This is a genomic window from Synechocystis sp. LKSZ1 (assembly GCF_040436315.1).
GTDB lineage: Bacteria > Cyanobacteriota > Cyanobacteriia > Cyanobacteriales > Microcystaceae > Synechocystis.
This window is the reverse complement of the sequence record NZ_AP031572.1, coordinates 796864-810108: the sequence shown is the minus strand read 5'-3', so window position 1 is coordinate 810108 and position 13245 is coordinate 796864. Positions and strand designations below refer to the sequence as shown.

General features: G+C 43.0%; 10 protein-coding genes. 5 read left to right on the top strand and 5 right to left on the bottom strand.

Annotated elements, in window-relative coordinates:
* Positions 1-103 precede the first annotated feature (103 nt).
* From ABXS88_RS03905 to ABXS88_RS03885, 5 genes are all read right to left on the bottom strand, one after another.
* Complete coding sequence (locus ABXS88_RS03905; RefSeq protein ID WP_353673882.1) at positions 104-490, bottom strand: nuclear transport factor 2 family protein; 387 nt, start codon at positions 488-490, stop codon at positions 104-106.
* Between the two features lie 500 nt (positions 491-990).
* A complete protein-coding gene (locus tag ABXS88_RS03900; RefSeq protein ID WP_353673881.1) occupies positions 991-2685 on the bottom strand; it encodes an iron uptake porin in 1695 nt (564 codons plus the stop codon).
* Between the two features lie 122 nt (positions 2686-2807).
* Entirely contained in the window at positions 2808-3287 is a 480-nt protein-coding gene (locus ABXS88_RS03895) for a nuclear transport factor 2 family protein (RefSeq protein ID WP_353673880.1), read from the bottom strand.
* A gap of 18 nt (positions 3288-3305) precedes the next feature.
* Complete coding sequence (locus ABXS88_RS03890) at positions 3306-3971, bottom strand: hemerythrin domain-containing protein (protein WP_353673879.1); 666 nt, start codon at positions 3969-3971, stop codon at positions 3306-3308.
* Positions 3972-4016: 45 nt separating this feature from the next.
* Positions 4017-4448: a nuclear transport factor 2 family protein gene (locus ABXS88_RS03885; RefSeq protein ID WP_353673878.1), complete on the bottom strand. Its 432-nt coding sequence runs from the start codon at positions 4446-4448 to the stop codon at positions 4017-4019.
* Positions 4449-4991: 543 nt separating this feature from the next.
* On the opposite strand from ABXS88_RS03885, the gene ABXS88_RS03880 reads away from it, so the two are divergent.
* The 5 genes from ABXS88_RS03880 to ABXS88_RS03860 all read left to right on the top strand — a co-directional run bounded on the left by ABXS88_RS03880 (position 4992) and on the right by ABXS88_RS03860 (position 13211).
* On the top strand, positions 4992-5621 hold the full coding sequence (locus ABXS88_RS03880; RefSeq protein WP_353673877.1) for an SDR family oxidoreductase: 630 nt from the start codon (positions 4992-4994) through the stop codon (positions 5619-5621).
* Between the two features lie 101 nt (positions 5622-5722).
* A complete protein-coding gene (locus tag ABXS88_RS03875; protein WP_353673876.1) occupies positions 5723-7393 on the top strand; it encodes a hypothetical protein in 1671 nt (556 codons plus the stop codon).
* Between the two features lie 260 nt (positions 7394-7653).
* On the top strand, positions 7654-11625 hold the full coding sequence (locus ABXS88_RS03870; RefSeq protein WP_353673875.1) for an Ig-like domain-containing protein: 3972 nt from the start codon (positions 7654-7656) through the stop codon (positions 11623-11625).
* A gap of 443 nt (positions 11626-12068) precedes the next feature.
* Complete coding sequence (locus tag ABXS88_RS03865; protein WP_353673874.1) at positions 12069-12785, top strand: SDR family oxidoreductase; 717 nt, start codon at positions 12069-12071, stop codon at positions 12783-12785.
* A gap of 75 nt (positions 12786-12860) precedes the next feature.
* Complete coding sequence (locus ABXS88_RS03860; protein ID WP_353673873.1) at positions 12861-13211, top strand: carboxymuconolactone decarboxylase family protein; 351 nt, start codon at positions 12861-12863, stop codon at positions 13209-13211.
* Positions 13212-13245: the final 34 nt, after the last annotated feature.

The following is a 13245-nucleotide window of genomic DNA, read 5'->3' as shown; positions in this document are numbered from 1 at the left end:
TTAGTCTCGCAGATACTCAAAAAATCAAAAAAGAGGGTAAAAAGCAATCACAAGGAGAATCTAGAATTACTAAATTATCCCTCTTAAAATCAACAAGACTTATTTAGTCTTGATAGAGAGGAGACATGTCAACATAAACACGCCATTCTTTGATTTTATCCCCATTCATTCGTAAGACATCGGTACAAGCAAAATTAACAATTTTGTTATCCGACAAACGAAGGTAGTGGGCCTCAAATTCAAAAATGACTTGATCTTTCTCTGGCATATCTAAAACCTGACGGACATCTGGGGGTTGCATGGTTACTTGCGTATACAGAGACTTTAGGAAATCCATAACCGATTGCTTCCCTTGCACCGGCGATCCGGAACCCACTCGATAAAAAATATCATCATCCAAGCAGGTCTCAAAGGTTGCCCAATCCTGTTTGAGCATAGAACCAAATAAGGTCTCACAAGTCTGACGTTGAGGCGATTTTTCTTCTGACATAAAGGCTTCTCTGGTAGACAAAATTACCTGTTTAGTTGATTGACTATACCTGAGATCAGTAATCTCTACATAGTTGCCCCCATATTAGTCCGATTCCCAAGAATTGGTGATTAAAAAAGCTAAAGAATTGTCAAGATTTGCTAAGATGGCTCTCACACAGAATCACCGGCTAACTCCTTAGAAATATAGTTATAGCTGTTTAGGTTGAGGATGATACAGCTTACTTGACTGAGATCCTTGATTGGCAAGGCTTAGTCCGTCCGTGACTATCTCAGAACCAAGCAAATCAGCCATACTTGGAAAAAGCTAACAAGTGTTAGCGTGAATACCTAAAATCAAGGTAAGCCTTGCTTTTTATAATACTATTTAACAGACTTCCCTAGGGAGAAAGCGATGTTATTCACACGAACAACAGTCTTCTTGGTAAGTAAGCTACCTCTCGAGGATAAATAGCCGTTAAATTAGGTATTAGGCTTGTAGACATGAATGATATCCTGGCATTAAAACTTAAAACTTGTGCGAATAGCGCCGGTAATGATATCAGGATTACTGTTATCTTGGTTAGGGGCTGTAATCCAAATCAAAGCAGGCGTGATGGATAAGTTGTCATTGATCTGAATGCGATAATAGACTTCTAAATGCAAGGATGTATCTCGTCGAAAAGCTTGGAAGGGAATTGTGCTATTCAACATAGTCAAGGTAGGCTCCATACCAATGACTAAGCCTCCCATATTTCCTTCTTTAAAAAGATCGGGCATAGTAACCGCAAACCAGTAAGTCCAGAGATCGGCATCACCCTTGCCAATTAAACGATTATCAAATTTATTAATTGTGCCTCCAATTAATAATTTAGGAGACAATGCATAATAAGCTAGAAGCATATAGGCATTACTGGAAACAGCAGAGGATTCATCAAATAAAACCCCAGCTTGATCAAAGCGATTAGCTAAGGCTGTACCGACAAAACCATTAAAATTAAAATCTGCTAAGCCATTATCAAAGCCAAAATTACCAGCGTTAAAATAGCTATTAGCATAAACAAATTCTATAAATAAACTTTGTTCAGGATTATAAACTAGTTGAGCAGCTGTAATATAGTCCCCATTAAATAATCCTTTCTGAAGACTAGGATCGCCACCGTAAGTAGCATGGTAAGTTAAATCTAGGGAAAGACTATCATTGAAACTATAGCTTAATGTGATACCAGAGCCAGAACCAATACGAAAGATAGGAGGGGCTTGGGCAAAGGTGGAAACAGGGCCATCTCCGACATTATAATAAGGTAAAAAATTCGGAATAAGTACTTCGGAAAAATTAAAAAACGAAAATCCCTTTAAGGTCACAAATAAATTATTCGTAACTGGAAATTGATAGGTCAATCCAGTCAGTAGTAGGGAGTTATTAGTATTGCCAGCCCCGGCGGTGAGGAGTGAACCTTCCCGAGTGGAACCAACAAAATTACCGTTGTTAAACGAATCTAGCTCAGGAATTTTAGTATTAGTTGCGGAAAAAGAAGTCGTTAGTAAATCCTGGCCCGTAAAGCTAGTTGTGAGAGCTAAATAGGTTGACTGTTGCATAGTTGCCTCGGTTTCTCCCTGTCCTGACAGAAAGAATTGATTAGAAAAACGCACCAGACCAAACAATTTTGTAGTCGGACTAAAGGATTGCTCCTCCAGGTGCTGAATTCGCTGGGCTAATTCCCCGACGCTCGCTATCGTCTGCTCACGATTCTGTTCCAAGGCCTGTAATTCTGACTTGAAATCTGCCTGTAAACGCTGCAGGGCTAACAATTCCGAGCTCAATAATGGGGATTCCTGACTATTTTGACTAAACCTCTGCTCTAAATAATGGAGACATGTCCGGAGGCTGAGGGCAAATTCGGTGCGGGAGAGGGAATGATTCCCTGAGGAGAATGCCTCTAGGCCCCTGGGAAGGCATTGATATTTATGTGCCAACACATTTAGGGCTTCAAAGGCCCAATCCTGAGGCGTCACTTCCCGCAACTCAAACACATTATTGACCTGCGCCATCACATTAGATGGCATCACTTCAGGAGAAGTCTCCCTAGGTAGTTCAGAAGAGTCAGAAGACAATACAACAGGAATAGTTGGCTCCTGCTCCTGTAGAGGGAGTAGAGAGGCCTCGCCGAAGACTGGAGTGACCACCATTACCAACAGGAGTCCACCGAGACCCATGGCTCGGCACGGGAGTCGGAAAGGCTCCGTCCATATCCAGGTCATTTTGATGGGAGAAAGTGACAGCTGGTAGTACAAAAAAGGACTTTTAAAGCTTGTCATACTTTCCCCCATCACGTTGCTTAAGTAAGTTCGGTTAGGGCCTTAGAGGCCGCTAGGGAAAAGGTAGTTCCCGTCAGCTGGGGTTCTTCTAGATAGTAAAAATGATAGGTACGACGGGCAAAATACCAACGTCCCTCTCGAAGTACGAATTGATCTTCGTAGTAGCCATAGTTGTGAAAGCCCTGGCCATCATGACTTCTGCCAATTTCTTCCATGCACCAGCGGGCCTGAGCCTGTTCTCCCGCGATGCTAACTACTCCACTGTGAATCATTTGTACAAAAAAATCCCATCGAGCCAATAGATTACTAAAGATGTCGACAATATTGTTCTGGCCAGTCACCATCACAGCAATGGGGGGCTTAATTTCCCAAACCCCCTCCTCTAGCCAGAGGGTTTTGAATAAGTCGGCATCGCGACGATTGACGGCATCAGCAAACTGGGAAACCAGACGGCGGAGACTTGCTTCATGGGTATTGAAATCCTCTGAAATGAGGAGCATAGAAAACCTCTTAATGGGTTAAGTTAATAGATAAGGAGACATGACTTGCCATTGCGAGTACCATTCTCCCGGAATAAGCTTCTCTGTAACCTGGGGAGGAAAAGCCTGGGCCATGACTTGTCGCTCCGGAAGAGGCAAATTGTAGAGTATAAAAGGCAACACTAGATAATCTGCAGTAATGTGATGCTTACTGGCTTCCGCATATAGATGACAAAGTCTTTCCTGTTCAGCGGAGTCAATCACTTGACTGATATTGCCCTCATTCAAATGGGCTTCTTCTAATTGATAGTGAGGTTCCCATAGTGCTTCAATCTCTATTAAGGTTTCAGCAATAGTAGTCCAAGGTATCGTTGCAGTAGGGGACTGGTCAAACGTAGGAAGAAGACCCGCTAACCTTTCCAAAAGGGGAACAAGGGCTTGATGCTGTCTCTCCATTTCTGCTACAGGTAAAGTGGGTATTTTTTGCTGAAAGTAGGGAAAGATCAGATCATCCTCTATCTGGTGGTGAGAATCTAGCAACTGCAACAACGCAGTGATGTAGCATTGCAGGCCACCGCCATCCGTAGTTAATGTCTTGGTCTCGAAGAACTGACATTGTTGGATTGCCACTTGCAAAGCCCTTGTAATTACCTGATGAATCCGAGATAGATCACCCGCAACGGTCAAAGAAGGCAGTTCAGACATAACTCTTAACTTTTTGAAGAAATAGAAAAGTCAATGGACAAGGCGCTAGGCATTTGGTTGAAAAGCCGCCACTGCCTGGACTGTATCCATAAAGTCACGCATTTCCTTAATTTTTCCATCTTGGACGGTCCACACCGCGACGAAATCATTTTCGTACTCTTTGCCCGTGGGCTTAGCCACAACCTTATTATGACCAACAACGACGACCTTATCCGCTTGAGCAATATAGTCTTGGAGTTGCGTTTGCTTAAACTGGGCGGAATTGTGGGTGGTAATAAAAAATTGCTTGACTTCTTCTACGCCTTTCCAGATGCCCCCAAAAGGAACCAACTCACGGGGATGAGGCATTTCCCATACCACGTCCTCGGCTAACAGGCTCAAGACCGTAGGAATATCTCCTTTACCCAGGGCGGCATACAGTTGCTGAACCACTTGGATATTGGTCAGGGTTTCTATCGGTGCATTTTCTGAACTCATTGACGGGCTCCTACTATCTTAAAACTTGTCCGAAATTATAAGAGATTTATCAAAATATTGCACACCTCTGGCCTGTAAGACAACCGATGACATGACCGTCTGACAACTCACTTAGGCTTGTCTAACAAAAAAACAATTAGGGGGCAATAGATGATAAATCATTATTCTCATCAAAACAATTAAGAAAAGATAATTAGCCCAAAGACAATCGATTAACGAATTAATCAATTGGTTGACGACATGTAAAGAAAGTTGAACTTTGTCGTCGTCCATAAAGGAGCACAGGTAGAATGTGCTTTTTAGTGAATTTGGTAGATGTTGCGATGCTTAGAGTAGATAGTCCGTCTAGATTATATTAATAGACTTTCTGAAGTTTCCTTCTTGAAAAATTTCCTGGATTTTCCTAGGCTGTCCCTGCTTTCATTTTCTTCGTCAACTGTCCCACTATCATCTCGGAGTCGGAGAAAGGGTACAGTAGCTAAAATATTTATTAGCCAACCTCAAAAATATTGCTAAGCTTTGTAATTAACACTAGAGGGAAAAATGAAAATTCTTATTATCGGTGCTTCAAGGGGAATTGGCTTAAAATTGCTCGAGGCAGCTATTCAACAAGGCCACATAGTAACGGCTTTGGCCAGAAATCCAGAGCAAATATCATTAACCAATGAGCGACTAAAAATAGTCAAGGGAGATATTCGAGATCAAAACTCTTTAAATACTGCAATGGAAGGACAAGATGTCGTTTGTTCTTGTATTGGAATTGGTCCCACGAGAAAACCCGTCACTATTTTTTCTGAAGGAACAAAAAATATTTTAACTGCTATGAAAAAAACAGGAATCAATCTCTTTATCTCTGTAACTGGTATTGGGGCAGGAGATAGTAAAGGTCATGGTGGTTTTTTGTACGATAAGTTACTTCAACCGTTGCTACTCAAAACCATCTATGAAGATAAAGACCGTTCCGAGGAGATAATTAAAAAAAGTGATGTTAATTGGATTATCGTCCGACCAGGATTTTTAACCAATGGTCTTGTTACAGGAAAATATCGAGTTTTAACTGATTTAACAGGAATTAAGGTCGGCAATATATCAAGAGCGGATGTGGCTCATTTTATCCTTAATCAAGCAGAACACCCCCAATATTTGCAACAAACACCATTATTGACTTACTGAAAAAAATCAACAAATGTAAACAAGCTATTGCAGTAATAATAACTTTAAGTTAGGATTAACTTTTTGCACTAGCTAGGCTTATTTAAGGTTTAGGAGTAAAAATGACATCTGAGAGCGTGACTGTTGATATTGGTTCTATTCTCACTGACTTCTCTCTGTACGTCAGTAGTGTTAACAATACTTTTGCCACTGGCCCTGTGGTCAACATTACGTTGGATGCTAATGGTGATATTGCTTCTGTGGCTCCCAACTTTGAGCCAGGAGTTTATTACTCTAGCATCCTTGAGTATGATGGCTTGACCGGAGAGTTTATCGATGATTTTGTGCCAAAAGGAAACGCAAATCAAGATGGGATATTCCTTTCCTCAGGCATCACCTTTAAAGATGGTATTCTTTATGCTAACGACCAAGGATACCAAGTCACTCAAGGGGTTAGTAACCCTGCCGATAGTCTTTATGGACGTATTCTCAAATTTGATGCCGCAACCGGAGACTTTTTAGGGGAATTTATCTCCGGGACATCGTTAACAGCCCACGGTCTGAATTTTCCCGAGGACTTGCTTTTTGGCCCCGATGGCAATCTTTATATCAGTGGATTAGGGGGCGGTGGAGTCCAAATCTTCAATGGCACTACTGGAGCCTATATCAAGACAATCGCGACGGAAAACCCTTTTACCGGAAAAGATCTAATTGCTGCCGGATTGAATTTTGGACCCGATGGCAATCTATACATCAGTAGTGTACTCAATGACAATAGCATTATTCGCTATGATCTTGATACAGATTCGCTTGAGCAATTTATCTCACCTGAGTTTGCACCAGCAATTCCTTCTGGTTCAGTCTTTACTCCCGACGCTAGTTTATTCTTGAATGCCACGTTTGTAAGTGTAGATGGTAGTCCGATTGGAATCAGCCAATACAATGGACAAACTGGAGCACCGTTGGATTTCTTTGTTGAGCCTTCTAACAATGGTGGATTGAATTCTGCTTCTCGCATGATATTCGATACTCAAGGCAATTTGTATGTCAGTGATTTTGCTGGCAGTCAAATTGTTCACTATGATTCTCAAGGAGAACCCATAAACGGAGGAGTCTTTATTGCGAGTGGCGTAGGTGGATTAAACAATCCAGGGGGGATTCGTTTCAACACCACTTCTGACGGGGAGCTTGTCGTGGGCACCCCAGGTGCGGATGATTTGATTGCTAAGCTCGATTTTGTCGGTGTCAAAGACACCGTCTTTACTGGGGCAGGTGACGATGAGGTAGATGTCCCTAGTGGGGGTGCTTCTCGTCGCGACAATCGTATTAGTCTCGGTAGTGGTAAGGATGTGGCCTATGCCAGCAATGGCGATCGTCTGTTTGGTGATTCGGGGAATGACATTCTAGATGCGACGGATGCTTCTGGTTATCGTCTATCGGGGGGTGCGGGCGATGATCAATTTTTCCTGGGAAGCAACGGTCGGGCCATCGGTGGCGACGGCAATGATCAGTTCTGGGTGCAAACAGGAGGCGGGAACGTCCTCGCTGGTGGAGCAGGGGCCGACCAATTCTGGATGCTGACGGATAGTCCCACTCTATTGACCTCTGCCAACACGATTACTGATTTCACGCCTGGTACGGATGTGATTGGGATTGCAGCCCAGGGGGATTTAGTTGGCTTCGACGACCTTACCTTCTCGGGGAACAATATTTCCCTTAATGGTGTGACCTTCGCAACCCTAACTGGAATCCAGACAAATACCCTCACAAGCGCTAGTTTTGTTTTTGCTTAAACACCTGGTCGCTTTCAGATAAGGCTAGGGTTAACCCGATTTCCCCCTAGCCATCGATCAAAATATATTTTTAAGGTATTTATTCTGCGCAGAGGAACAGTGCATGAAAACCCTATTCTCTCGTTCCATCAGACCCTTTTCAGGCATCCTCGGAAGTTTTTTGGGGAGGAATTCGCTCCCCGCCTCCTCCAGGCCTAGTCTTTAGTTTATTTTGTATTAGCTATACTATCTTAATTCACATCGAACAGGATTAATTTACCATGACTAGTGAACCCTACAATATCTACCTTAGTAGCCCTTCGGATAGTTCAATTAAAATTGTTTCGTCTGATGGCAAGTTGTTGAGTACTGTCAACGGGCCAGAGGGTGGCATTCCTGGCCCCGATGGTTTAGTAATTGGTAACGATGGCAATCTCTATGTTGCCACAGTCGTAGGAGCTAATATCTTAAAATTCAATCCTGTTACGGGTGAATATTTAGGAGAACTTGTTTCTCAAAAAGTTTTCTATGATGCAGCTAGTAATGATTTTGGGGTAGATCTGGGGACAGCTACTGGCATGGTTTTGGGGCCAGACGGGAATTTGTATGTCAGCAATTTCGAATCAAAGATAGGCATTAGTCAACTAGGACAACCTATTATTAATTTTGACATCCAAGATAGTATTTTGGTTTTTGATGGTTTAACAGGAGCATTGATCAAAACCATTTTAATTCCTTATGATGGTGCTAGTAATGTTAATTTTGAAGGAACTATTCCCGATTTTATTGCCAAGCGAAATCAAGAAGGTCTGCCTTATCAAGGAACGGCGACAAAAGCAGCTCTGCCAATTGGACTAGCCTTTGGTTCTGATGGCAATCTGTATATTGCTACTAGGCTCCATGACACTGTTTATCGTTACCAATTACAGTCAGAAACTATTACTCCCTTTGCAACATTAAATACCGGTCTAGATGGACCAGGAGATTTAATTGAGGGCCCGGATGGAAGCTGGTATGTCACCAGCCTTGATAATAACAAAATATTACGCTATGGATCCGGCGGTCAGTATTTAGGGGTTTTTGGAGATTATACTAACCAGTCTTCAATATTTGATGGCCCTACAGGAATCGAAATTACACCTGACCAGACTTCTTTTTTAGTAACGGGCTACAATACTGCTAACGTTGTTGAAATTAATATATCAACAGGTGAAATTGAGGAACTACTGATTCCTCCAAGTCCTGATTTTGGCTTTTTTAGAAATGATGGCTTGTTGGTTGCCAATCCTCCTAATCCTGTCAAAGAAAGTCCTACTTTTTTGGTTATGAGTATAGGTACACCTATTGTCGATTACCAACCCACTCAAGCAGGAACCAATGGTTACGATGAGCTAGGATTTAAGCGGATTCATCAATTGGGAGTCAGTCGGGTATTGGAATATAAAGCTGATGGTACTTTTGATAAGGTTTTAATTTCTGCTGGAGTAGGAGAGTCCAATCTAAGTGTTGGTGGGGGAATGGCGCTAGGCCCAGATAACTTACTCTACATCGGTGACATTGGTAATAACAGCATCAAAAAGTTTGATTTAAATGGCAATTTTAAGGGCTACTTCCTGGAGCCAGGGCAAAGCGTGGATGTTCCCGAAGAAATTGCTATTGGTTATGATGGCAATGGAAAATATAGCATTTACATTACTAGCTTAACGGGCGACGGAGTGAAACGTTATGATTTGGCAACAGGAGAAGAATTATTTCATATTCAGAAGGCCTTGACACCGAGTAACCCTGTAGCGGTGAGCAATCCCGATGGTACGGTGCCTTTATCGGCGGCGGTTCTACACTTTTCTCCTAACGGGAAACTCTACATTGGAGCGGTTTTCAGCGATAACTCTATCCTGGAATATGATCCTGCCACAAATCAGGTCAAGGAGTTTATTTCCCAAAGTTCAGCCCAACCCATTCCTTCGGGAATTGCTTTTGATGAGGCTGGCAATCTCTATAACGGAACCTTTTCCGGCCAGAATATCCCATTTCCGGGTTTACCCCCCAGTACCGTCGCTCAATATGATACCGCTGGTAATTTAATTACCAATACCTACGTTAGCAACGCGGGCGGAGAATTAGGGATTAGTTCTCGCGTTAACATTTTAGACCCCGACAAGAATGGGGTAGATTCCCTGTTTGTGTCTGATTTTATTAACAATAAAATCCTTGAATACCAGGGGCCAGAAGGAAGCAGTCCTGGAAGTTTAGTGGGGACTTTTATTAGTGATTCAGTCTCAGAAGGAGGAGGATTAGTTTTTCCTGGTAGTTTGGTCTTTATTGATCAAGGTTTTTCTGTCGAAATAAAGGGAGCACCGGAAGTGAGTAGTCCCGACTCATTCTTTAGCGTCGCTATTGAATTTGCAGAAAATGTGACAGGTTTTACCTTGGATGACATCGTGGTCACGAATGGCACCGTTAGCGATTTGTTTGCTATTGACGGTAATACCTACCGGGTCAAGGTAACTCCCAACGGCAACAATGATGTTTCCTTGAAGATTCCCAGTGGGGTCGTTTTGGGTGAACACAATGATACCAACCTGGCTTCTGAGATCGTAACTGTTGATATTGGCTCTATTCTCACTGACTTCTCTCTGTACGTCAGTAGTGTTAACAATACTTTTGCCACTGGCCCTGTGGTCAACATTACGTTGGATGCTAATGGTGATATTGCTTCTGTGGCTCCCAACTTTGAGCCAGGAGTTTATTACTCTAGCATCCTTGAGTATGATGGCTTGACCGGAGAGTTTATCGATGATTTTGTGCCAAAAGGAAACGCAAATCAAGATGGGATATTCCTTTCCTCAGGCATCACCTTTAAAGATGGTATTCTTTATGCTAACGACCAAGGATACCAAGTCACTCAAGGGGTTAGTAACCCTGCCGATAGTCTTTATGGACGTATTCTCAAATTTGATGCCGCAACCGGAGACTTTTTAGGGGAATTTATCTCCGGGACATCGTTAACAGCCCACGGTCTAAATTTTCCCGAGGACTTGCTTTTTGGCCCTGATGGCAATCTTTATATCAGTGGATTAGGGGGTGGTGGAGTTCAGATATTCAATGGCACTACCGGAGCCTATATCAAGACAATTGCGACGATAAACCCTTTTACCGGAAAAGATCTAATTGCCGCCGGATTGAATTTTGGACCCGATGGCAATCTATACATCAGTAGTGTACTCAATGACAATAGCATTATTCGCTATGATCTTGATACAGATTCGCTTGAGCAATTTATCTCACCTGAGTTTGCACCAGCAATCCCTTCTGGTTCAGTCTTTACTCCCGACGCTAGTTTATTCTTGAATGCCACGTTTGTAAGTGTAGATGGTAGTCCGATTGGAATCAGCCAATACAATGGACAAACTGGAGCACCGTTGGATTTCTTTGTTGAGCCTTCTAACAATGGTGGATTGAATTCTGCTTCTCGCATGATATTCGATACTCAAGGCAATTTGTATGTCAGTGATTTTGCTGGCAGTCAAATTGTTCACTATGATTCTCAAGGAGAACCCATAAACGGAGGAGTCTTTATTGCGAGTGGCGTAGGTGGATTAAACAATCCAGGGGGGATTCGTTTCAACACCACTTCTGACGGGGAGCTTGTCGTGGGCACCCCAGGTGCGGATGATTTGATTGCTAAGCTCGATTTTGTCGGTGTCAAAGACACCGTCTTTACTGGGGCAGGTGACGATGAGGTAGATGTCCCTAGTGGGGGTGCTTCTCGTCGCGACAATCGTATTAGTCTCGGTAGTGGTAAGGATGTGGCCTATGCCAGCAATGGCGATCGTCTGTTTGGTGATTCGGGGAATGACATTCTAGATGCGACGGATGCTTCTGGTTATCGTCTATCGGGGGGTGCGGGCGATGATCAATTTTTCCTGGGAAGCAACGGTCGGGCCATCGGTGGCGACGGCAATGATCAGTTCTGGGTGCAAACAGGAGGCGGGAACGTCCTCGCTGGTGGAGCAGGGGCCGACCAATTCTGGATGCTGACGGATAGTCCCACTCTATTGACCTCTGCCAACACGATTACTGATTTCACGCCTGGTACGGATGTGATTGGGATTGCAGCCCAGGGGGATTTAGTTGGCTTCGACGACCTTACCTTCTCGGGGAACAATATTTCCCTTAATGGTGTGACCTTCGCAACCCTAACTGGAATCCAGACAAATACCCTCACAAGCGCTAGTTTTGTTTTTGCTTAAACACCTGGTCGCTTTCAGATAAGGCTAGGGTTAACCCGATTTCCCCCTAGCCCCCAACTGGGGGGAGAAGCATAGTTAGCCACTAGTATTAAAAGATTTAAGAAAAACTTAAATATCTAGGAAGTAATTAATTTACAAGTATGTTAAGCAACACCTTTTTTCAAAAGGTTGTCGGCCTCTACAATTGACAAGGTCTACAAAACTCAAATTACGTAAAGCTTTAGTTATCCTCATCGTTTGGGCTGGCATTGATTCTCATAAGGGTTATCAGGAACTTCATAAGTAGACTCTCAGAAAGTTATATTTTTTAATATTTAAATTTAATTCTTTTGCCAGAAGACTATTGACTTCTCAAGCAATCAAGATTACGATCTAAATAAAATATAGATAAATGCTTATTTATATTTTGATATTTCGTTCTATAGTAAATCTTGGTAATTGTTATGGGTAAATTAGACGGAAAAATTTTATTGATAGCTGGAGGCGCAGGTAATGTAGGAGAAGGCCTCGTCGCCACTTTTCTTAAAGAAGGAGCGACTGTTATTGTGCCCTCTCGTCGCGCGGAAGCCCTAGATAACTTACGAGAATTTCTAGGCACTTTAAACTCTGAACGCTTTGTTGGAATTATTGGCAACATTGGCCAACTTGAAGGTGTTGAAAAAGTTCGAGATGAAATTCTTCAACGTTTTGGTCGTCTTGATGGTGTGCTAGCTTCCTTGGGAGGCTGGTGGACAGGAAATAAGCCCTTAACTGAGGTGTCCCTAGAAACCTGGAATCAATATTTAGATAGCAACTTGACATCTCATTTTTTGTTGGCCCGCACCTTTGTGCCAGTTCTAACGAATCAAAAAAATGGAACCTATACTCTCCTTGGCGGAACCGCCGCAGAAGTCCCTCTCCCCAGAGTGAGTCCGGTGGGAATTACGGCCGCCGGGCAATTGATGATGGTCCGCATCCTGATCGAAGAAACCAAGGGGACTGGGGTCAGAATTAATGAGGTCATCGTTCAGGGTATGGTGAGAACTCGGGTAATGGAAGCGCATAGTGGTCCGGAATGGATTACCCCCGCAGAAATTGGTGAATTTACGGCCTGGCTAGCTTCCGATGAAGCTTACATGGTGAGTGGCAGTATTTTGCATCTCAATCAGCGACCAAGATAAGGAGCCTGTCGCGAATAAGCATCAATTTTGGGTACACTCTAAACAAGATTTTTACTCATAGGAGTAGTCAGAAAAATGACCTATAAAAATGCTGTTCTTGATGATCATGATCTTCAAGCTGGCCTAGCCGGCATCAATCCTAAGTTTGGAGATTTTGTTACTCGTGTCGCCGGAGAAGCTTGGGGATTACCTCTAATTGATCAAAAAACCAAGGCTTTAATTACGATTGCTGTTGATGTCGTGAATCAAGATCAATCAGGGCCGGGGAATCCCTTTGGGGCCCATGTTGATATGGCCCTAAAACAAGGAGCCACCCGCGAGGAAATTGAAGAGCTATTACTTTTCATGTGTGTCTATGCCGGCTTCAATAAATCCGCTGCTTGTTTTGGTGCCCTCAATGAATTTTTTGCGAACCGTCTCAAATGACAGTTAGCATGATTAGTGAATAATTTTAAAGGAC